The following is a 20,147-nucleotide window of genomic DNA, read 5'->3' as shown; positions in this document are numbered from 1 at the left end:
AACATTTAAGGATTGGGCGAAAAAGACAGAACTACGATAGGAAGTAGTGCCCGCGATCGCCTATCCTATGAATACCGCCGAATTACTCGTGAAATGCCTTGAAAATGAAGGCGTAGAATACATTTTTGGTCTGCCGGGGGAAGAAAATCTTGATGTCCTGCAAGCGCTGCGTCGCTCCCCCATTCAATTTATCACCACCCGCCATGAACAAGGGGCGGCCTTTATGGCCGATGTCTATGGTCGTCTCACCGGTAAAGCGGGGGTGTGTCTCTCTACCCTTGGCCCCGGTGCCACGAACTTAATGACGGGGGTTGCCGATGCCAACCTCGATGGCGCTCCTCTTGTGGCCATTACAGGGCAGGTAGGCACCGATCGCATGCACATCGAGTCCCACCAATATCTGGACTTGGTGGCCATGTTTAGCCCGGTAACCAAATGGAATGCCCAGATTGTCCGCCCCAGCATTACGCCAGAAATTGTCCGCAAGGCCTTTAAGATTGCCCAGAATGAAAAGCCAGGGGCGGTTCACATTGATGTGCCCGAAAACATTGCCGCCATGGAAGCTGAGGGCTATCCCCTCAAGCCTAGCCCGCCCGAAAAAACCTATGCCTCGTTCCAGAGCATTCTCAAGGCCGCTGAACTGATCAATGCTGCTGAGAACCCCCTGATCTTAGTGGGGAATGGCGCTATTCGTGCCCACGCTGCCGCTGCCCTCACCCATTTTGCCGAAAAGCTGAATATCCCCGTGGCCAATACCTTTATGGGTAAAGGGGTCATTCCCTATCAGCACTCCCTTGCCCTGTGGACGGTGGGACTCCAGCAGCGGGATTACATTAGCTGCGGCTTTGATCATGCTGACTTAGTGATTGCCGTTGGCTATGACTTGATTGAGTATTCCCCGAAAAGCTGGAACCCCGATGGCCGCTTGCCCATTATCCATATTGCGGCCACCCATGCAGAAATTGACAGCAGCTACATCCCTGTTGTTGAGGTCGTGGGGGATATTTCTGACTCCCTCTATGAAATTCTCAAGCGAGCCGATCGCCAAGATAAGCCCACCCCCTATGCCGTCCAACTGCGCCAAGACATTGTGGCGGACTATTGCCAATATGCCCAAGATGAGGGTTTTCCTGTCAAACCGCAAAAGCTTATCTATGACCTGCGCCAAGTGATGGGACCAGAGGACATTGTTATTTCTGATGTGGGTGCTCACAAGATGTGGATTGCCCGTCACTACCATTGCGATCGCCCCAATACCTGCTTGATTTCCAATGGCTTTGCCGCAATGGGGATTGCGGTACCGGGAGCAATAGCGGCGAAATTGGTCTATCCGCAGCGGCATGTGGTGGCAGTCACCGGCGATGGCGGCTTCATGATGAATTGCCAAGAACTGGAAACCGCCCTGCGCATAGGAACCAACTTTACAACCATCATCTTTAATGATGGCGGCTATGGCCTGATTGAGTGGAAGCAGCAGCGTTACTTTGGCGAATCCGCCTATGTCCGCTTTGGCAACCCCGACTTTGTTAAATTGGCCGCAAGCATGGGACTCAAGGGGTATCGCATTGAAACCACCGCTGACTTTATCCCAACCTTAAAAACCGCCTTGGCACAGGATGTCCCCACCATCATTGATGTCCCTGTGGACTACAGAGAGAATCTGCGCTTTAACCAACGCCTTGGGGAGCTAAGCTGCGACACTTAGGCCACGTGTTCCACCCGCATCCAAGGAGCATAGGGGTTGATAAAGCCCGTCACTGTGATCCGTTGCCCATTTCTATAGGTTTGCAGGCGATCGTTCACAGTGGGGTGCAGTGTCACCAAAGGCCAAGACTGTTGCTCAGTGCGCAGTTGATAGGCTTGCTCCCCCAGTTTGGCAAACTCGCCCGTGACAGTTTGCATTCTTGGGCTCATGGTCATCGGCGTGGGCTGGGCGATCGCCACTTCTGGGGGTAGGGGGACTGTGGGATCAAAGGTGTTTAATGTCTGGAGTTGCCAAGCTTCCCATTCGGGATGTTGCGGCGGCAGGTTAAAGAAGGGAAAGATTGCCTGTCGGCACTCCTGAATCAGGGGCTTCAGATCAAGGGTGCCCACCAGTTGATGCAGCGATTTCCCTTGGCGAATGGCTGTGGCGGCTAACCACCCTGCCCCCTGCCCAATGCCCATCACCAGCGGTTGCAAGCGGGTGGCACCATTGGCAATATGGGTCACCGAGATATTTTTCTCTGCCACTAGAAAGCCCTCTACCGTCTGGGGAATCAACGACGTATAGGCAATCACGAAGGGCGTTCCCGTCCAACGACCGCCCCAACGGATGGACTTAGGCATCAGGGGGAGTTCCATCCCCGGATAGTGGTGATCGTTCGGATAGTTGCCGATGGCAATGCCAGTGTAGTGACCTTGGGCATCAACGGGCGGTGGCGCACTGGGGAGAATATCCTGCTCGTGAATTGTGGTGACACCCATCAGGCGACGACTTTCGCGGTAATAGGGATGGAGGGCATAGGCTCCCCCCCCTAGCTGTCTGGGGAATTGGGGAAAGGTATCCTCCGCTAAACCATAGCGGCGACCCAACTGTTGCTGCACATAACGGGCAAAATCTTGGGCGTGCCAGCGTGCCTCTTGGCAAAAGGCCTGTCGCTCTTGGGCAGAGCTAATCAGCCGTTCCAGACCCACCCCATAGTCATTCCCCTGCTGCGGCCAGTTGAGCATAAAGCGGTTTCCAGGCAGGCGGCCATAGTTGAGAAAGTGCAGCGGGTCATAGCCTGCCCAAGCACCGTTAAACTTGTGCTCATCCCAAAGGGGGGAAGGGGGAATCTCTGGGGCAGTGGCACCCTCACCGTAGTCCTGTAGAACCACAATCCATGTGGGGGCTTGAACGGGATAGGTTTGAGTCAAGGCTGTGGGGGCTGACGGTGCGGAGGGTTCTTCGGTGTCTGCCTGCCACTCCCAGCCCCAGCGATGAGGAATTTCCCCCAAGGCAAGGAGATCGCCGAGTTCTGTGGCGTCAATGGTGATTTGGGCATGGAGGGTGAGGGTGGTCAATTCCACCCCGAGGATGCGATTGCCTTGGCGCAAAACCGCTTGGGGAACTTCACCAACAAGCCACGTCAGGTTGGGGGTTGCCTTGACCCACTCGGCAAAAAGATCAGCGGCGACCTTTGGCTCAAAGGTAAAGAAACTCACCCAAGCATGATCTAACCCCCCCGGCTGTCGCTGGGCGATCGCCCGCAGAAACTCGCCCCACAGCCCGGTTTGCCACGCCATGAGTTCATTGCCATCGGGCGCAGCCACCCCAGCACTCGTGAGCATGCCCCCTAGCCAAGGGGTTTCACTGACCAGCACCGTTTGTGCTCCCATGCGAGCCGCCGTTAAGGCAGCAGCTACCCCCCCTGTGCCACCACCCACAACGAGTACCTCGGTGCGCAGGGTTTGCCTCACTGTTGCGGTTCCTTGGGATCGGTAATCAACCCCCAACGATCGGGGGGCCAAAAGCGAATCGCCGCACGACCAATAATGTAATTGCGCGGTACCACGCCCCAGCAGCGGCCATCAAAGCTGTTATTGCGGTTATCCCCCAAGACCAAGTAGCTGTTGGCAGGAATCACTTGGGGTTGAGCCAGATAGGGCTGAATACCGGCACAGGTATCGACGGAGGTAAATGTCGAGGGAGCTAGATAGGGTTCGGGTAGGGGTTGATTGTTGATATAGACGCGCCCTTGGCGGAGTTCCACGCGATCCCCAGGCAAGCCCACCACCCGCTTGATAAAGGCATCACGAAAGCCTGCCTGCTGCAAGGCCGGAGTTGGATTGAAAACAATAATGTCGCCGCGATGGGGGGCATGGAAATGGTAGCTGATCTTTTCAATAATCAGGCGATCGTTAATCAGCAGGGTTTCTTCCATCGAGCCGGTGGGAATATAGCGCGCTTCTGCTACAAAGGTACGAATACCAAAGGCCAAGAGAGCAGCCAGACCCAAGGTTTTGGCCATCTCCAGCCACCAGGGTTCTGTCGTCTTTTCGGCCTTGGCTCTCATGGATTCAGGGGTAGAAGCATTTGTGGGTGGCAGTTTGCCATCGGCCATAGAAAGGAACTCCGCAAACAGTAAATCAACCCTGTACTCCACCATACCCCATCACCAAGGTAACAGCGCCCCGATGGCCAGAATCCAACAATTTTGAGAATCCAGTTAGAAGCGACAGGGTATTTACAGGCCTCAAGAAAGGTGCTAGCCTTTTGTCGGAAATTTCACGTCATCTTAGTATTGAAATCAAAAGTCCAATGGCTATCGATCCAACCGCCTTCATGGCAACTATGACTCGCCGTGTGCAGTTGACGGAAGAAGACAAATCGGTGCTTGCCCAAGCAGCACCTTGGGGTAAGGAAGTTGCCCCCGCCATGGCAGATGTCTTTTATGATTACCTTGGCAAAGATGAAGAGATGAATGCCATTCTCAACGCTACCGAAGGGCGAGTTCATCGCCTCAAACAAACGTTTGTGGAATGGTTTTACGAGATGTTTACTGGCATGGATCAGTGGGGAAAAAGCTACGCTGAACGCCGTTGGAGAATTGGACTTATCCATGTCAAGGTTGGGATTGGACCCCAGCATGTTGTACCAGCCATGGCAGTTGTAGTCAACGCTCTACGGCAAAAACTGCGCCAAGATAATCAATCGGAGGCTCTTGGGGATGCCTTAAGCAAAATTTGCATGATTGACCTTGCCTTTATTGAGCAGGCCTACTTTGAAGTCTCTTCCCAAGCAGTTCTTCAAGAGACCGGATGGACACAAGCGCTCTTTCAACGTTTAATTGCTCAAGGGGCAACCGCGATGTAGCAATTCTCTTCTTTATCTTCATTGGTATCTATTTGCTCTTGCCATCATTTATTCGATTTATTTTGGGCTAGGGGGTAAAATGGCCATTAACGCCGTCAAAATTGAAGCAATTCTGCAAAATTTTGTAGCCACTGCCAGCAATGTTCAAGGGGCAGCTCTGGTTTCTCCGGATGGCCTGACGCTTGCCGCTGTCTTGCCTAGCGGCATGGATGAAGAGCGTGTTGCCGCCATGTCAGCAGCCATGCTCTCCTTAGGTGAGCGGATTGGGCGGGAACTGAGTCGAGGACAAATTGAGCGAATTTTGGTGGAAGGCAACAGTGGCTATGGCATCCTGACTAGCTGCACCGAAGATGCAGTTTTACTGGTTCTTGCCGATGCTTCAGCCAAGCTGGGGATTATCAATCTTGAGATTAAGAACGTTATTGCCGATTTGCAACAACAACTCGTTAGTGTGAGTCCAACTGTTAGTCTCTAGCCTGAGGTCACTACCCAATGGAAATTATGCGAATCGTAGTGACCGGTGCAGTAGGCGCTGGCAAATCTACATTTATTCGCAAAATTAGCGAAATTGAGGCTGTAGACACAGATCGCAAAGCTAGTGATCATGTTGCTGATCTGAAGCCAACAACAACAGTAGCGATGGATTTTGGGCGCTTACAGTTTAGTGCTGATAAGGCACTTCATCTCTACGGTACTCCTGGCCAAGAGCGCTTTGATTTCATGTGGGACATTCTTATTCGCAAAGCCCACGCTTTCATTTTGCTAGTGAGTTCCCATCGTCCCCAAGACTTTCGGATGGCTCGGCGCATCGCTGCTTTCATGCGCCACCGCACTCAGATACCCATGGTCATCGGCTGCAGTCATGCTGATCATCCTGACGCTTGGCCGGTGGAAGAAATTGGGGTTGCCCTTGGCTATTTAGATCCCCAAAGACGACCACCAATGATGTCTGTGAATAGCTTGGATCGTTTTTCGGTTGCCACAGCGTTGACAACAGTTATTCAAGAATATGTCCGATTCCAAGCTAGACCAATCACTTCTCCGGATGCCACCGCTACAGTCAAAAGACAACAACTTGAGTGATTGAATTCAAGAGGAGATTCCCATGAAAATTAGCGGTTACTTTTCAGAATTTTCGCTAGGAGAGGTTTTTCGGTTGTTGGAACAAGGGCAGCGTACAGGATGCCTCTCCATAAAGTTGATCAATATGCCAAACATTTTAACCGTGCTACCGCAATCGCAAGAGTACTACCTCTTTTTTCGTTATGGAAACGTGGTAGCAGCAACCACTACACTCAACCAACAAGGTTTGTGGCAATTGATTGAGCAGCGGAAATTATTACACCCTTTGACCATTCAACGAGTGATGGACCGATATTCTCAAAATGTACCCTTGGGGATTTTCCTAAAATCCCAAGGAATCTTGGACACACAGCAACTTAGTTTACTATTCAGGCATCAAGTGCTGACGCCTGTTCCTTACCTGTTTAGCCTTGAAGAAGGCTATTTCGAGTTTGATGGCCGTCATCCCCTGCCGTTTTCTGAAATGACCGGTCTGAGTGCTTCACCCCAAGCGATTACCCTAGCAGGTCTGCGTTTATTACGCGACTGGACATCCTTGATGGATAAATTGCCCTCGGAGAGCTCGACGATTGTCGCTTTAGTTCATGAGCCACCCTCTGTGCAGTTAAGCGCAAAGGAGTGGCAGGTATGGGAGCAAATTGATGGCACAACAACAATTCAAGAGATTGCTAACACGCTAGGCTTGCACATCTTAGAGATTCAAAAAATCTGTTTTTGTTTTATAGTGATGGGCTTAGTAGAAGAAATCATTAGCATTTCTCCTCCGCCAGCAACTACCTTTCCTAAGCAGATTGACCTAGGCTTGTCCAATAGGGAAAGTGATAATAGGGCTGGCGCCGAATTGAGTTATTCCTTCCTTAATGGAATTGTTAGCTTTTTGAGAAACAAAGCAAAAGATAATTAAGTGTTCCCTTTCATGACATCCTTCCGATGCTTACCTAAAGTTGTGGAGCATAGGCTTACCGACTAAGAATTGCTTGGTAAGCGTCTATTGGTCAAGAATCGCAGCCATCATTTGCTCTGCTTGAGTCCCATAACTGCCGCCAAAGAGATTGAAGTGATTGAGGATGTGGTACAGGTTGTAGATAGTTTTCCGTTGCCTATAGCCAACTGCTAAGGGATAGGTGGCGTTGTAGCCCTCATAAAAGGCTGCAGGAAAGCCACCAAAGAGTTCACTCATGGCCAAGTCCACCTCGCGATCGCCATAGTAACTGGCGGGGTCGAAAATGACGGGTTCCCCCGTACGACAAAAGGCAGCATTTCCCGACCAGAGATCGCCGTGCACTAGGGTAGGGGTTGGCTCATGGTTCAGGAGTTCTGGAATGGCTGCTAGGAGCTTCTCCGCCTTGGGAAAGTGTCCACCCCGACGGCGAGCCAACTCCAGCTGATAGCGCAGGCGAGCATCGCGGAAAAACTCCCCCCAGTTGTCTGACCAAGGGTTGATTTGAGGAGTGGCACCAATGGTGTTGTTTTCGCACCAGCCGTAGCGATCGCCAGTGCCCTTGAGGTGCAACTGTGCCAGCTCTACCCCCATTTGCCACCAATCTCCGGCACTGGTGAGGGGCAAGTATTCCAACACTAAAAAACTCGCGTCCTCAACCACTCCCCATAGCAGGGGAAGGGGAACGCGAATCGCTTGAACCTTGGCGATCGCCCGCAGGGCATTGGCTTCGGCAGCAAACATGGCCTGCCGTTCAGGGCGATTGAATTTAACAAAGAGGGTTTGCTCAGGATGTTGCCACACATAGGTGGTGTTGATACTGCCGCCCCCTACCGCAAGGGCTTTACCCTCATGGAGCCGCTGACCCGTCGCTGCGGCAAATTGATCCCACAACTGTTGCCAGCGACCCACACCCTCAACCCTTAGTCGTCGTAAATGCGGCACTCAGCAGCATCAGGGTTGTCATCACAGTACTGCTGAAAGGAGGTTTTGTGATCTTGCTGCTCAGCGCGTTGGTGGGCAGCTTCCGCTTGCAGTTCCTCAAGGGCATCCCAAGCGGCGGCACACTGTCCAGAGGTTGCCCCTTCGGTATCACAGATTTTGTGGGCTTCCTCGCGGGCTTGTTCAATTTGTTTCTCGAGATTACTCATAGAGCCTTTATTGAATCACCGTATTCAGTTTATGCAATCTGCCCAAGGGCAGGAATGCCGTTACTCCACTCTAGCAATGAATGCCCTGAACTGCCAGTTGGAGACGGTGCATCCCCACCCCTCACCCCTAGAGGGTGCTGTCGGCAACAGTTGCTTCACTGACTAGGCTGGGGGCGGATTGGGTCAGTTGGGCATAGAGGGGCAGATGGTGCTGCGCTACCGCCGGCAGAGCCGCATGGACATGGCTAGCGATCGCTGTCGTGGTCACATCGTAGGTTTGGGTGGCTAGCTTGGGATACATCCCCACAGCAATAATCGGCACCAACAGGGACAGGGCAATGAAGGTTTCACGGGGATTGATGTCCAACAGCAGTTTGTCAAACATATCGCCCGCTTGTTTGCCCGTAAAGACACGGCGCACCATCGAGAGCAGATAGACGGGCGTAATAATCACCCCAACAGCGGCAAGGAAAATCACTCCCACTTTGAAACTCGTGGAGTAGGCATCACTATTGGTCAAGCCCAAAAAGACAGTGAGTTCACTGACAAAACCACTCATACCGGGCAGCGCCAGCGAGGCCATAGAGGCAGCGGTAAACAGGGCAAAGGTTTTCGGCATGGATTGGGCAATACCGCTCATTTTTTCCATGGCCAATGTGTGGGTGCGATCGTAGGTCACCCCGGCCAAGAAGAAGAGAACAGCCGCAATCAAACCGTGGGAAAGCATTTGCAGCATCGCCCCATTGAGACCAATGCCATTGAGGGCACCAATGCCCAGCAGCACAAAGCCCATGTGGGAAATCGAGGAGTAGGCCAGCCGCCGCTTCAGGTTTTCTTGGCCAAAAGCAGTCAGGGCACCATAGACAATATTCACGACCCCAAGGGCAATCAGCACCGGCGCAAAGTAGATGTGGGCATCCGGCAACATTTGCAGGTTGAAGCGAATCAGGCCATAGCCCCCCATTTTCAAGAGCACGCCTGCCAGCACCATTGACACGGGCGCCGAGGCTTCACCATGGGCATCGGGTAACCAAGTGTGTAGCGGGAAAATCGGCAGCTTGACACCAAAGGCAATCAGGAAACCACCATAGGCCAGCAGTTCCAGCGCCAAGGGATAGTCCTTGAGACCCAAGGCCGCCATGCTGAGCGTAAAGTCACCCCCATAGAAGGCCATCCCTAGGCCAGCAATGAGGATAAAGAGGGAACCAACGGCAGTGTAGAGGATGAATTTTGTAGCGGCGTATTGGCGTTTGGCTCCCCCCCAGATGGAAATGAGTAGATAGACGGGCACCAGTTCCAATTCCCAAATCAGGAAGAAGAGGATGAGGTCTTGGGCGGCAAAGACGCCAATTTGGGCACTGTAGAGCGCCAGCATCAAGAAATAAAATAAACGCGGCTTCTGCTTTACTTGCCAAGCCGCAAAGATTGCCACTGTGTTGACCAGACCCGTCAGCAAAATCAGGGGGACGGCAAGGCCATCAACCGCTAGGGACCAGTTCAGGCCGATTTGCGGCAGCCAAGGCACGGTTTCCACCATTTGGATCTGGGCGGATTGGGCATCGTAGTGCTGCCAGAAAACCATTGCCGAGAGGCCAAGTTCGAGGAGTGCGATCGCTAGGGCATACCAGCGGACTGTCTTCCCCTCACGGTCGGGCAACACGGGAATGAAAAAGGCTGCCCCTAAAGGCAGCAGTGTTAGTACAGTCAGCCAAGGAAATTGGACATTCATCAGACAACCCCCCAAGGGACGAGTCCAGTAATTCGTTCAAGTGTCTGAATAAGAATATATACCTATTTGCCAAATGTTGCAAATTGTTAAGCATTTTTCTAAATTATAAAGTTTGTGACACTGATATTGACAAAAATCTATTCTATAGAGAATTGATATTGATCTGAATAAAGTTAAGATGGGGGTTGACGGGCTTAAGGGTCCTCACCGTTGGTTGCGGCGGTGCAGTTCTATAGCAACAGGCAAGGTGTAACGGCAAAGCAGAATGTTACAGTTTGTTCTAAATACCTTTGTTCTAAATACCAAGGTGTCTGGGGGTGGGGTCTCATGATTTTCTTAGAAGCCAGTGTTTTTGTCACTATCCTCGTCGGGTTTCTAGCAACGATCGTCAAGAAAAACCTGCTAATGAAGATTGTGACGATGGATGTCATGAGCACCGGCGTAGTGGCTTTGTTTGTGGTCATTGCCACCCACAGTGGTCTGGTCACGCCCATTGCCCGTGGCGGAGCCTTTGATGCTGCCTATGCCGACCCCGTACCCCAAGCCGTGATTTTAACCGCAATCGTGATTGGCCTTTCGATTCAAACCCTGATGCTGGTGGCGGCAATGAAGCTAGCGCGGGATAACCCGACTTTAGAAACCCCAGAAATTGATCAAAAGTATCTGTAGGAAGTGGCAATGACGGCGCTGGCGATCGCTTGGATTTTGTTGCCTTTTGTGGCCGGCTTAACCCTTTATCTGCTGCCCCCCTTAGCGCGGGGTCTGACCCTAGCGATCGCCCTTGTTTCCCTCTGTGTCGGCTTAGGCATCACCATTAACCAAGTCAACACTGCGTTTGTCCTACTCGATAGCTTTGGCATTTCCCTGAGCATTGACCCCCTCAGTGGCTACTTTATTGTCACCAATGCCCTCGTCATTTTGGCAGCACTGTTACATACGTGGCAGGAGGGTTATAAAGCGTTCTTCTATGTGCTGCTGTGTCTGCTCCACGGCTGTGCCAACACCGTCTTTATTTCAGCGGATTTCCTCAGTCTCTACGTCAATATTGAGGTGCTGGGGATTGTTGTCTTTTTGTTAATTGCCTATCCCCGTAGCGATCGCCCCCTCTGGATTGGCCTACGCTACCTGATGGTGAGCAACGTGGCCATGCTCTTTTATCTAATGGGGGTGGCGCTCGTCTATCAGACAAACCATACCTTTGCCTTTAGTGCCCTGATGCAGGCACCGCCAGAGGCTGTGGCGCTGATTTTGATGGCATTGTTGGCCAAGGGCGCCATTTTCATTAGTGGGCTTTGGTTGCCCCAAACTAACGTCGTTGCTGCTCCCATTGTTGCTGCTCTCCTAGCCGGCATTGTCGAAAATGCTGGGGTGTTTAGCCTTGCTCGCGTCAGTCTGCTCTATAGCACCATTGCCGATATTGTGCGTCTGTTTGCCCTCGCCTCAATCTTTTTTGGCTTAATATTTGCCTTGGTGGCCGATGATGTACGACGGATGCTCAGCTTTAGTACCCTTGGCCAATTGGGATGGGTGATCATTGCCCCACCGGCAGCGGGTTTGTATGCCCTGATGCACGGCTTAGCCAAGGCCAGCCTTTTTTTGAGTGTGGGGGAACTGCGCCACTATCGTCTTAGTGAATTGCGCCAAGAGGGTCTGCCGCGCCCAGCGGCGATCGCCCTGATTATTGCCGGTTATGGCATTGTCGGTGTGCCCCTCCTTGCTGGATTTCCCGCTAAGGCTTTGACCCTAAGTTACCTTGACCCGTGGCAGCAGGGACTGCTCTATGGTGCTGGCTTTTTAACCGCCACAATTTACAGCAAATTCCTCTTTTTGCCTCGCTATCCTAGCAAGACCCCTATGGGCTATAGTGCCGCCACAATGGTGCTCTTGGGTGGGCTATTTCTGGCCAATGCCGGCTACATGGAAGCCTACAGTAGTGGCATGAGTTTGTTACGCGCCTTTTTGCCGCCCTTGGTGGGGTGTGGCCTAGTGGCTTTGGGGGTCTCCCGCTGGGAATCGCCATGGCGAGGGGCTTGGGAACGTCTAGAACATCTTCTAGGGGTGATGCTGTTACTCTTACTTGGCTTGGTGGGGTTAGCGCTATGAATTATTTGAACTTTGCCCTGCGCCTAACGATTTGGCTGCTGCTGACGGCGGACTTTGGCTTGGTCAATCTGGCGATTGGGATTTTGGTTTCGCTCCTGCTGCCCCAAGGGCGAGGGGGGATGGCAACACTGCGGCAGTGGCTGAGTACCCTAGGAAAAGTGGCGATGGCTGTTCCCCGTGCCTATATTGAAGCCATTGAAATGATGGTGCGTCCCCATCGCCATGAAGCGATCGTCCGTGAACCCGTTGATCCTACCCGTGCCCCCGGTCTGATTTTTCTAGATATTTTTACGATTACCTTCACCCCCAAGACGATCGTGCTGCACTACGACGAGGAGGGCTGGTTTGAAGTGCATCAACTAGTGGAGCGCAGACCCGAAAAATGACGGCCTTTTTAGTCATCATGCTGCTGATTCTGGGCATTCCCCTCTATGCTGCTTGGAAGGGGGAGCACATCTGGTCGAAGATGTTGGCCTTTGCCAGTATTGCCACAAAGGCAGCCATTATGATCTTGCTGGTGTCGGTGCAGCGGGATGATTGGATGATTGGCATTGTGGGGGTGATCATCCTTAGTGTGGGCAATGGTGCCCTGATGCTCTTGGCGCAGATTCTGCGGCGACTACGGGATGTCGCCAATCTTTAGGGAGGGGGTCAGTGATTTTACAGTGGATTAGTTATGCCTGTATTAGTTTTGGTCTCTTTCTTTGGCTGTGGGGAACATGGCCGCTGGTGGGTCGGCGATCGCCCCTCTATAAACTGCATTTTTTGTCAGTCTCCGATACCTTAGGTTCGATGGCAATCATGATCGGCGTCTTGCTGCGCATTCCCCGCGAATGGCCACTTCTGGTCTTGGCGTTGATCTCCCTCGCCCTCTGGAACACCATTCTGGGCTATGTTTTGGCCTACTGCTCCCAAGGGGAGGACACTGATGGATAGCTGGTTCATTGCTGTCACTGCACTCTTGCCTCTAACAGCTCTGATGCTGGTGTTTCAGGAGAATCCCTACCACGCCCTTGTCATTCGCGGCATTATTGGTGCGGTGGCGGCTCTCCTCTATGCCATTCTCGGCGCTGCTGATGTGGCACTGACCGAAGCCCTTGTGGGAACAATGCTCTCAATTATGCTCTACGCCGTTGCAGTACGCTCTTCCTTGGTGCTGCGATTGGGCATCTTAGCTTCGGCACTCTCCACCGATAGCTTGGATCATTTACTGGCAGCCATTCGTGAAGCCGTTGCTCCCTATCATTTGCGTGTTGAATTAATTATTTATCCCACCTTTGAGCAACTTAAAATAGCGCTCCGCGATCGCGAGATTCATGCCCTATGTGCTGAAGAAACCACTCAATTATTAACGATGACCCGTGTAGCACGCCTTTACACCATCCTCAAGCCCCACCTCACCAGTCTCACAGAACTCGTGTATTACCCCTTGCCCAGTGAAGAGGAGTCAGCGACATGATTTGGCTCTATGGCATTGCGGCAGTGCTGCTGCTGGTGAAAATGCTGATGATCCCCACCCTACCTGCGGTACCAACGCTTCCCATTGTCGAAACCCTTGTTAACCAGAGTGGCATTCCCAATGCCGTTACGGCTGTGATTTTGCGCAATCGCCTGTACGACACCATTTTTGAAGTGGTGGTATTCACTCTTGCCATCATGGGGGCACAGTATCTACTCAGCAATGAAAAACCCCTTGGCCACGTTAGCCGCTTTAATGATCAGCCCTCGATTGTTTTGGCAAGATTTGGCGCCACCATTTGCTCCCTTGTGTGTATTGAGTTGGCCTTGCGGGGGCACCTGAGTGCGGGGGGTGGATTTGCGGCTGGCGTTGCTGGCGGGACGGCGATCGGGCTTGTGGCCATTACCTCAGCTCCAGAATGGCTAGAGAGCATCTATCGTCGCTTCCATGCCGCCACATGGGAAAAAATCTCCGTGATTGTTTTCATTCTCTGCGGTGCCAGCCTGTTGATGGGGGTGGCCTTGCCGGCGGGTCAGTTTGGCACCCTCCTCAGTGGTGGCTGGATTCCTTGGCTGAATATCCTCATTGCCCTAAAAGTGGCCTTGGGGTCGTGGGCGGCAGTGCTGACATTTATTCGCTATCGCGGCCTGCTTTAATCCATGCTCCCGTGATATATTCCCTAGCCCATGCGCCGCGACTCCCTCTTTTACCAACTGTTTGCTCAACTGCCTCAGACGCTCTTTGAGCTGCTCGGAATTGACTATCCTAGAGGCTACCGCTTTGACTTCGTTGAACTCAAGCCAACCGCCTTCCGCATTGACGGTTTCTTTGTCCCCCCTGATCCCTCAGGAGTGGTCTATTTTTGTGAAGTCCAGTTTCAAAGAGATAATACCTTCTACGAACGCTTCTTTGCTGAAATCTTTCTCTATTTGCGTCTGTATCGCCAGACCTTCTCTGATGGGCAAGCCGTGGTCATTTATCCCAATCGATTACTTGCGCAGCGGAGTCAGCCAGAAACAGACCTGAAGCAGCAAGCCATAATAGAGTTAATCATAACAACTGTCCTGTACAAGTTCACCACACTAAGTCGCGAGGAGGTGCTGATGAGGTGATTCACAATTATTGTACTGGATAATATCTCATTCTTGATTAAAATGGCTATACTGGTGTTTGACGAGAGTGACAAAGTTGCGCAGTAGTTGCAGGCCGATCTTGCCCGACTTTTCGGGGTGAAATTGACAGGCAAAGATATTGTTGCGGGCGATCGCGGCTGTGACAGTTTGCTGACCATGACGGACGGTGGCGGCCACAAGCTCTGGATCATCAGGGGCGACAAAGTAGGAGTGGACAAAATACACCCAAGGGGTTGGCGGTAAATTCTGCCAGAGGGGACAGGCGGGTTGCGTTAGGGTGAGTTGGTTCCAGCCGATGTGGGGGATTGTGAGGCCGGGTTCAGACTGAAAGCGTTTGACTTTCCCCGCAAAAATACCAAGGCCGGGTTCTCTGCCTTCTTCGCTGCACTCAAACAAGACTTGCAGACCCAGACAAATCCCCAAAAAGGGCATCCCCTGCTGAATCACCCGCTGAATGACAGGCACCAGTTCCCGCTCGTGGAGATGGGTCATGGCGGGGTCAAAGGCACCGACACCGGGGAGAACCACGGCATCCGCAGCACAAATGTCACTGGCGCGATCGCTCACTAAGGGCGTTGCCCCCACGACATCAAGGGCTTTACTCACGGAATGCAGATTGCCCATATCGTAGTCAATGATGGCGATCGCTGGTCCGCTCACAGGAGACTTCCCCAAAAGTAACCCTACTTATTCTACAGGGGTGTTCATCACCGCCTGCCTTGCATCCCGCACAATACGAATTCCTCCCCAGAGCACAAGGCTGGCGATGCCAAAACCCACAATCAAATCAGGATAAGGGGATCGAAAGAGGGCGACCAGCCCGCCGGCGATAATTACGCTGACATTGGCAATCACGTCATTTTGGGTAAAAATCCAACTGGCGCGCATGTGCACCTCCCCTTGCCGATGTTTGGCAATCAAGTAAAGGCAGTAGCCATTGGCCACCAGTCCAAGGAGAGCGATCGCCATCATCCAATCGGCCTCTGGGGCACTACCGCTGACAAAGCGACGGATCACATCCAGCAAAATTAGGGCGGCTAGGGTTATTTGAAACAGGCCACTTAGACTTGCTGCACGGGTTTTCTGCTTGAGCGATCGCCCCACGGCATAGAGGGAGAGGCCATAGACGAGAGCATCGGCCAGCATATCAAGAGAATCAGCAATCAAGGCAGTGGACTGGGCAAGGACGCCAGTAATCACCTCCACAAAAAACATGAGCACGTTGATCAGCAGCACAATTCGCAGGGTTTTGCGCTCCGCCGCATTTCTTGCTTCGATGTGGCAACCACAATCGGACATGGGCTATTCCCAAACGTATCTAAATATCATGACTGAAGTAGCTATAGGGTTGCTAGACCTCGAATAGCACAATTGTTTAGCTAGTCAATGAAGATGTGACTTGCCGTACAACGGTCAGAGTTATTCTTTTAAATTAAACTGTCACAATTTTTGACGCAAAGTGGCTTTAACTAGCAGCTACAGCTACTTAGGGTACTAACCGGTATTCGATAATACAACAATAACATTGGCACTTTGATTGACAAGTAGGTCTGATTGTCACTTGATACGTTAATTTTTGTTGCAAGATTCAATATTTCTGCCTCAAATCAGATCATTTGACCATAGAATTTTTCTAGAACATCTTTTTTCAAGTGTTAAGACTGTATGACTCAGTAACACCAAGCTCTATACTGGTCAACTTTTGGGGCTATGCAGAGGTAGACTATAATGCAGAAGTGTTGAAAGGTAGTTTGAGAGGCTAGAAAAAAGGGAAGAAATGTCATATTCTTCCCCTAAAAGAAGAAAAAACAATCAACTTACTATACTATAGTATGGCATCTTTTACAACTCTTGTCAAGTCCATTCTCAATCGGCTCAGCCCCTGTGACTACCCCGTGCTGAACTCTCAATTGTTCTTCAAAATCTGGTTGACCTACGTTCTCGACCAAGGGTTAACCAGTATGAGAGCCTTATTTTATCGCTTGAATCATGCAGGGATTACAGTGGATATGTCCACGTTTTCCAAAGCCAACAAAACTCGGACAACCAGCTTATTTGAGGGGATTTACACTCAACTGATGTCTCAAGCTCAAAAGAGACATCGTACTTCAAGCATGACGCTGTTTCCTATCGATTCAACCATCATTACCCTGACCGGTAAACTCTTTTGGTTCTATAAATATCATCAAGTGAAGTTACTTACGGGATTTGATTTAACAGAGAACATCACGGGTAAAGCGGTAATTTCTTTTGGGGAGAGACATGACCTGAGCTTTCAAGAGGAGATTCTAGAAATGATCCCTGAGAATGCTGTTGTAATCATGGATAGAGGGTTTGCGAGCTGGCAATTTTTAGAGCGACTGAGTGAGAGGAAGTGCCCATTTGTTGTACGTATCAAGAATAACATGAGAATGAAGCTCAATCATGAGAGATATCGCGTGGTTCAATTTTTTGACGAGAATCAAAGGGAGTTTCGTATAGCGACAAAAGTCTCCTTACAAGCCCTCCACTGAGTCGGCATAACTATAGAGTTCAATCCCTAGCGCCTCAGCCACCGGTCGTGCGCGTGGATCAACCATTGGCGAAATCACAATTTTGCGGTCAATTTGGCGCTGGTGATGCCGCGCATAGAAATTCACCTTACGGTCAAAGATATACATCCCTGCCTTATCAATAGAAGATTTGATTTCACAGGCAATGGTTAAGCCATTTTTGATAATCAAGTCTAGCTCCACCTGATCAGGGCGACCAAAGACTTCACCCTCATGGTCGTAGAGGGTTAAGTTCAAAACCTCAACCCCAAAGGATTCCGTCAAAATGCCCGCGAGGGCGTTGCGAAAGCTGGTTTCTGAAGCAATTCCCCAGCGAGCACCAAGGGCTCCAATTGTACTGTCAAAGCGCTTGTCAAGACGCCGAATCTCTGCAAGTTGCTCATGCCACCTGCGATCCTGTTCTTCCCAACGCTTGGCCTGTTCTTGCCAGCGGCGGTCCTGTTCTTCCCAACGCTTGGCCTGTTCTTGCCAGCGGCGGTCCTGTTCTTCCCAACGCTTGGCCTGTTCTTGCCAGCGGCGGTCCTGTTCTTCCCAGCGCTTGGCCTGCTCTTGCCACCTGCGATCCTGTTCTTCCCAGCGCTTGGCCTGCTCTTGCCACCTGCGATCCTGTTCTTCCCAACGCCGGACCTGTTCTTGCCACTTGCGGTCTTGTTCCTGCCAACGGCGTGACTGTTCCTCGCGATCGCGCTGTAGTTCGCTGAGGATACGGTCAAACTTGATATCTGCCTCACGGCGAGGCAGAGAAACGTCCAAGACCATGCGCAGGATCAAATCTCTCAAGCTGGGATCTTGAGCCACAAGCTGCGGTAGCTCACGCTGAATGAGCGCAATAATTTCCTCTCGCTCCATTAAAATTAGCTACTCTGAAACCTGTAACCCTATTCTAAAGATTTTCGAGTTCGAGGTCATTGCCCTGCTGCCCTTAAAGGAGTCTGAGGAACTGGATCTAGCTGAAAAATGGTAGGGGTAAACTGTTTATTTACACATCTTAAAGGAGGAGCGTGACCGGTAAATTTAGGTCAGTTTTAATGATAGTAGCCAGCGAAGGAAAACCCGCATGGAATCTTCAAAAGAACATCAAACTATACCATTCTTCAGTCTACTCTCCATTTGCAACTGGAACTCAGTCGTCGCTGCTCGATAGTGCATTGGAGCTTTGATTGGCAGCCAGAGCTACTGGTCACTTAGGATGTTAATTTTTCTTGCAAGATTCAACACTTCTGATCCTGATCGTATGCTAAACTTCTCATATCATCAAAATTCAGTGACGGCGAGGATGAGCAATTATTCTGACTGGAATGCGTCTATCATCAGCTACTTCACCCAGAATGTGCCATATGGTACAAAAATCTACCTGAGCCTTGATGATGATACCTTAGGGAAAATTGGCAACAGTTTCAATCGCGACTGCAATCATGAATCATGGGTCACAAATTTCTGCCAAGCTGTGAGGGACGTCGTAGTAAAGGGTGAAGGAATAGACTTAGAGACTGTATCAGGCTTAGACGATTGGGGCTATCCGAAAGGGGTTGCTTTTTTAGGAATTATGGTCTTGGCGGCAAACCAAATGGCAGAAGATGAAGACAGTAAGTTAGACGAGACTAATTACTTCTCTAGGTTTCGGCAGATATTAAATTTACCTAAAGATGGGCAACCCAGCAGGCCAAAGGGATTACACATAAAACAAAATGAAGATGCTCCCGAGAAAGTGTTATGGGAAACATGGAATAGGTGGTTGCTTGAGCAGGGCTTCATTCCAACTGCTAAAGAAGGTTCTGGCAAGCAAAGAAAATACATCAACTATCCAATATCTCAATCATTACTTCGCAATACAGACAAGGATCGATTAATAAGACTCTTTACTAAAAAGCAATGGCAAACAAGATGGGATGAGCAAACATTATTTGCGAAAGTGGCTAGTGAATACTCAACATTTACTCAACATCTCAAAAAGTTAATAGATGATCGTAGTCGCTATGAATCAGTAGCTCAGGCAATTCATGAAACTTATGAAGATTGGCTGGCGAAAGGATCACCAAGCACCTTAACTGGTGGAACAAAGCATAGAGAATGGAGTCACCAGTTGTACACGGGGATATATCGCACTGAAGATTTTCTGGGAAATATTGAGTACTACCTGTATCCAAAGCAACAAAAAGGGCGATCGCTTGGTTCATTAACAGTAGAAGTCAATGGAGAACGATGGGATTTACGAGAAGATAGAGCGGGCTGGTATTTACCGATCGGACAACCTTTGTCGAGACAAGAAATATCCCAAGGCAAAACATATCAGATAAATCCCAATACCCAAGTTGAGAAGCTAATTTTACCCAAGCGAGACTTTTGGATATTAGTACCCGATCCAGATAACCCTGAATCAGGGGTATATGCAAGCTGGAGTAGTCCAAAATTGGGAGAGCAGTTTATTATCCTTTTTAGGGAATCATTATTTACAGATTTACAAAGATTGAGAGATGAAAACCTAATTCAATGGGAAGGCGATCGTGATACAAAATATCTAGTTTTTGGTGATAACTCAGATTGGTATGAGGTTTATCAGTGTCAAGTCCTTTCTAAAGCATGGGATGCAGTATTTATTCAATCAGCAGAATTGAAAAATGAACTACAACCGAAAACATCGCTATCTATTAGTTTTTCAGGAGGGTTAAGAGTACCCAAGAAGAATAATACATGGATCAGTGATCATCTCCCACAGGTAACAGTATTTGCATTTCATCCAACCGTTGCGGTAGAGATTACCAACATTACTACCAACGAAACGGTTTACTCTGATCAGTCTTTTTCAACTAATCAACGGCATTCAATTCCCAATTTGACTCAAGGTAGTTTTATAGTTAGTGCCACCTGTTCAGGGCAATCTGCTCAGGGACTAATAAAAGTTGTAACATGGGATGAAATTGATTTTACAAGTTTTAGTGCTTAATCAGCAAGGAGTTAGTCATGACCCAATCCAGACAAGAGAGAATAAGTAGACAAAGATTAGTGAGATGGTATATGGGATTTAAGCAAAGGACAAATAAATTAAAACCCGAACAGCTAATCGAAGTTATATCTAGGTCAGTTCAGTCTAGAAATCTTGTACAGTACATACCATTATTAAGAATCGAAAAAAACCAAAAGGGGAATATTACTTTTTTGT

At 50.2% G+C, this 20,147-nt stretch carries 22 protein-coding genes and 1 pseudogene; 15 read left to right on the top strand and 8 right to left on the bottom strand.

All coding sequences use genetic code 11. From position 1 onward, the window contains the following. The first annotated feature begins 67 nt into the window (after positions 1-67). Entirely contained in the window at positions 68-1,705 is a 1,638-nt protein-coding gene (locus M0644_RS08315; protein WP_286625304.1) for an acetolactate synthase large subunit, read from the top strand. Here M0644_RS08315 and M0644_RS08310 read toward each other — a convergent pair. Together M0644_RS08310 and lepB are read right to left on the bottom strand one after the other, a co-directional pair. Further along, on the bottom strand, positions 1,702-3,441 hold the full coding sequence (locus M0644_RS08310; RefSeq protein ID WP_286625303.1) for an FAD-dependent oxidoreductase: 1,740 nt from the start codon (positions 3,439-3,441) through the stop codon (positions 1,702-1,704). The genes M0644_RS08315 and M0644_RS08310 overlap by 4 nt on opposite strands. Continuing rightward, positions 3,438-4,085, bottom strand: a complete 648-nt coding sequence (gene lepB, locus M0644_RS08305) for a signal peptidase I (protein ID WP_399374375.1) — start codon at positions 4,083-4,085, stop codon at positions 3,438-3,440. The genes M0644_RS08310 and lepB overlap by 4 nt, the downstream gene beginning before the upstream one ends. A 197-nt stretch (positions 4,086-4,282) precedes the next feature. Here lepB and M0644_RS08300 point away from each other — a divergent pair, with 197 nt between their 5' ends. The 4 genes from M0644_RS08300 to M0644_RS08285 all read left to right on the top strand — a co-directional run bounded on the left by M0644_RS08300 (position 4,283) and on the right by M0644_RS08285 (position 6,824). Beyond that, complete coding sequence (locus tag M0644_RS08300; protein ID WP_149819878.1) at positions 4,283-4,837, top strand: protoglobin domain-containing protein; 555 nt, start codon at positions 4,283-4,285, stop codon at positions 4,835-4,837. Positions 4,838-4,916: 79 nt separating this feature from the next. Further along, positions 4,917-5,312 (top strand): roadblock/LC7 domain-containing protein, encoded by a 396-nt coding sequence (locus M0644_RS08295; protein ID WP_149819876.1) that lies wholly within the window; start codon positions 4,917-4,919, stop codon positions 5,310-5,312. A gap of 17 nt (positions 5,313-5,329) precedes the next feature. Continuing rightward, entirely contained in the window at positions 5,330-5,920 is a 591-nt protein-coding gene (locus M0644_RS08290) for an ATP/GTP-binding protein (protein WP_286625300.1), read from the top strand. Between the two features lie 22 nt (positions 5,921-5,942). Beyond that, the gene (locus tag M0644_RS08285) at positions 5,943-6,824 is read left to right on the top strand and encodes a DUF4388 domain-containing protein (RefSeq protein ID WP_286625299.1); all 882 of its coding nucleotides are present in this window, start codon (positions 5,943-5,945) and stop codon (positions 6,822-6,824) included. An 84-nt stretch (positions 6,825-6,908) separates the two neighbouring features. On the opposite strand, the gene M0644_RS08280 is transcribed toward M0644_RS08285, so the two are convergent. From M0644_RS08280 to M0644_RS08270, 3 genes are all read right to left on the bottom strand, one after another. Further along, positions 6,909-7,772 (bottom strand): fructosamine kinase family protein, encoded by an 864-nt coding sequence (locus M0644_RS08280; RefSeq protein WP_286625298.1) that lies wholly within the window; start codon positions 7,770-7,772, stop codon positions 6,909-6,911. Positions 7,773-7,783: 11 nt separating this feature from the next. Continuing rightward, on the bottom strand, positions 7,784-8,011 hold the full coding sequence (locus M0644_RS08275; protein WP_011057657.1) for a Calvin cycle protein CP12: 228 nt from the start codon (positions 8,009-8,011) through the stop codon (positions 7,784-7,786). A 127-nt stretch (positions 8,012-8,138) separates the two neighbouring features. Further along, positions 8,139-9,740 (bottom strand): NAD(P)H-quinone oxidoreductase subunit 4, encoded by a 1,602-nt coding sequence (locus tag M0644_RS08270; protein ID WP_149819868.1) that lies wholly within the window; start codon positions 9,738-9,740, stop codon positions 8,139-8,141. A 327-nt stretch (positions 9,741-10,067) separates the two neighbouring features. On the opposite strand from M0644_RS08270, the gene M0644_RS08265 reads away from it, so the two are divergent. From M0644_RS08265 to M0644_RS08230, 8 genes and pseudogenes are all read left to right on the top strand, one after another. After that, entirely contained in the window at positions 10,068-10,409 is a 342-nt protein-coding gene (locus tag M0644_RS08265; RefSeq protein WP_149819866.1) for a cation:proton antiporter subunit C, read from the top strand. 9 nt (positions 10,410-10,418) lie between these two features. Continuing rightward, on the top strand, positions 10,419-11,843 hold the full coding sequence (locus M0644_RS08260) for a cation:proton antiporter (protein ID WP_226972050.1): 1,425 nt from the start codon (positions 10,419-10,421) through the stop codon (positions 11,841-11,843). Then, a complete protein-coding gene (locus M0644_RS08255; RefSeq protein WP_149819862.1) occupies positions 11,840-12,229 on the top strand; it encodes a Na+/H+ antiporter subunit E in 390 nt (129 codons plus the stop codon). Before M0644_RS08260 ends, M0644_RS08255 begins: the two co-directional genes overlap by 4 nt. After that, positions 12,226-12,486 carry a hypothetical protein gene (locus tag M0644_RS08250; RefSeq protein ID WP_181495024.1) on the top strand — a complete coding sequence of 87 codons (261 nt, stop codon included), beginning with the start codon at positions 12,226-12,228 and terminating at the stop codon, positions 12,484-12,486. The genes M0644_RS08255 and M0644_RS08250 overlap by 4 nt, the downstream gene beginning before the upstream one ends. A 14-nt stretch (positions 12,487-12,500) precedes the next feature. Further along, complete coding sequence (locus M0644_RS08245; RefSeq protein WP_181496944.1) at positions 12,501-12,779, top strand: monovalent cation/H(+) antiporter subunit G; 279 nt, start codon at positions 12,501-12,503, stop codon at positions 12,777-12,779. Beyond that, positions 12,772-13,302 (top strand): DUF4040 domain-containing protein, encoded by a 531-nt coding sequence (locus M0644_RS08240; protein ID WP_149819858.1) that lies wholly within the window; start codon positions 12,772-12,774, stop codon positions 13,300-13,302. Before M0644_RS08245 ends, M0644_RS08240 begins: the two co-directional genes overlap by 8 nt. Beyond that, entirely contained in the window at positions 13,299-13,958 is a 660-nt protein-coding gene (locus M0644_RS08235) for a Na(+)/H(+) antiporter subunit B (RefSeq protein WP_286625295.1), read from the top strand. The genes M0644_RS08240 and M0644_RS08235 overlap by 4 nt, the downstream gene beginning before the upstream one ends. A 30-nt stretch (positions 13,959-13,988) precedes the next feature. Beyond that, positions 13,989-14,405, top strand: a pseudogene (locus tag M0644_RS08230) (DUF2887 domain-containing protein); the annotation flags it as partial. A 36-nt stretch (positions 14,406-14,441) separates the two neighbouring features. On the opposite strand, the gene hisH reads toward M0644_RS08230, so the two are convergent. Together hisH and M0644_RS08220 are read right to left on the bottom strand one after the other, a co-directional pair. Next, entirely contained in the window at positions 14,442-15,095 is a 654-nt protein-coding gene (gene hisH / locus M0644_RS08225) for an imidazole glycerol phosphate synthase subunit HisH (protein WP_149819854.1), read from the bottom strand. Between the two features lie 27 nt (positions 15,096-15,122). Continuing rightward, positions 15,123-15,734, bottom strand: a complete 612-nt coding sequence (locus M0644_RS08220; RefSeq protein ID WP_286625293.1) for a cation diffusion facilitator family transporter — start codon at positions 15,732-15,734, stop codon at positions 15,123-15,125. Positions 15,735-16,267: 533 nt separating this feature from the next. On the opposite strand from M0644_RS08220, the gene M0644_RS08215 reads away from it, so the two are divergent. Beyond that, a complete protein-coding gene (locus M0644_RS08215) occupies positions 16,268-16,948 on the top strand; it encodes a transposase (RefSeq protein ID WP_286625292.1) in 681 nt (226 codons plus the stop codon). On the opposite strand, the gene M0644_RS08210 is transcribed toward M0644_RS08215, so the two are convergent. Next, complete coding sequence (locus M0644_RS08210; RefSeq protein WP_286625291.1) at positions 16,931-17,836, bottom strand: PD-(D/E)XK nuclease family protein; 906 nt, start codon at positions 17,834-17,836, stop codon at positions 16,931-16,933. The genes M0644_RS08215 and M0644_RS08210 overlap by 18 nt on opposite strands. Positions 17,837-18,176: 340 nt before the next feature. Between M0644_RS08210 and M0644_RS08205 the strand changes: the two genes are divergently transcribed. Then, positions 18,177-19,931, top strand: coding sequence for a hypothetical protein (locus M0644_RS08205; RefSeq protein WP_286625289.1), 1,755 nt, complete (start codon positions 18,177-18,179; stop codon positions 19,929-19,931). The last annotated feature ends 216 nt before the right edge of the window (positions 19,932-20,147 follow it).

Origin of the sequence: Thermosynechococcus sp. B1, assembly GCF_030322985.1 — a bacterium.
Taxonomy (GTDB): domain Bacteria; phylum Cyanobacteriota; class Cyanobacteriia; order Thermosynechococcales; family Thermosynechococcaceae; genus Thermosynechococcus.
This window is presented reverse-complemented; position numbering and strand designations above follow the sequence as displayed.

Bases quoted from the DNA above. Each gene is read 5' to 3' on its own strand.
- M0644_RS08315 (WP_286625304.1), top strand. From the start codon at position 68: ATGAATACCGCCGAATTACTCGTGAAATGCCTTGAAAATGAAGGCGTA.
- lepB (WP_399374375.1), bottom strand. From the start codon at position 4,085: ATGGCCGATGGCAAACTGCCACCCACAAATGCTTCTACCCCTGAATCC.
- M0644_RS08300 (WP_149819878.1), top strand. From the start codon at position 4,283: ATGGCTATCGATCCAACCGCCTTCATGGCAACTATGACTCGCCGTGTG.
- M0644_RS08295 (WP_149819876.1), top strand. From the start codon at position 4,917: ATGGCCATTAACGCCGTCAAAATTGAAGCAATTCTGCAAAATTTTGTA.
- M0644_RS08290 (WP_286625300.1), top strand. From the start codon at position 5,330: ATGGAAATTATGCGAATCGTAGTGACCGGTGCAGTAGGCGCTGGCAAA.
- M0644_RS08285 (WP_286625299.1), top strand. From the start codon at position 5,943: ATGAAAATTAGCGGTTACTTTTCAGAATTTTCGCTAGGAGAGGTTTTT.
- M0644_RS08275 (WP_011057657.1), bottom strand. From the start codon at position 8,011: ATGAGTAATCTCGAGAAACAAATTGAACAAGCCCGCGAGGAAGCCCAC.
- M0644_RS08270 (WP_149819868.1), bottom strand. From the start codon at position 9,740: ATGAATGTCCAATTTCCTTGGCTGACTGTACTAACACTGCTGCCTTTA.
- M0644_RS08265 (WP_149819866.1), top strand. From the start codon at position 10,068: ATGATTTTCTTAGAAGCCAGTGTTTTTGTCACTATCCTCGTCGGGTTT.
- M0644_RS08260 (WP_226972050.1), top strand. From the start codon at position 10,419: ATGACGGCGCTGGCGATCGCTTGGATTTTGTTGCCTTTTGTGGCCGGC.
- M0644_RS08255 (WP_149819862.1), top strand. From the start codon at position 11,840: ATGAATTATTTGAACTTTGCCCTGCGCCTAACGATTTGGCTGCTGCTG.
- M0644_RS08250 (WP_181495024.1), top strand. From the start codon at position 12,226: ATGACGGCCTTTTTAGTCATCATGCTGCTGATTCTGGGCATTCCCCTC.
- M0644_RS08240 (WP_149819858.1), top strand. From the start codon at position 12,772: ATGGATAGCTGGTTCATTGCTGTCACTGCACTCTTGCCTCTAACAGCT.
- M0644_RS08235 (WP_286625295.1), top strand. From the start codon at position 13,299: ATGATTTGGCTCTATGGCATTGCGGCAGTGCTGCTGCTGGTGAAAATG.
- M0644_RS08220 (WP_286625293.1), bottom strand. From the start codon at position 15,734: ATGTCCGATTGTGGTTGCCACATCGAAGCAAGAAATGCGGCGGAGCGC.
- M0644_RS08215 (WP_286625292.1), top strand. From the start codon at position 16,268: ATGGCATCTTTTACAACTCTTGTCAAGTCCATTCTCAATCGGCTCAGC.
- M0644_RS08210 (WP_286625291.1), bottom strand. From the start codon at position 17,836: ATGGAGCGAGAGGAAATTATTGCGCTCATTCAGCGTGAGCTACCGCAG.
- M0644_RS08205 (WP_286625289.1), top strand. From the start codon at position 18,177: ATGTTAATTTTTCTTGCAAGATTCAACACTTCTGATCCTGATCGTATG.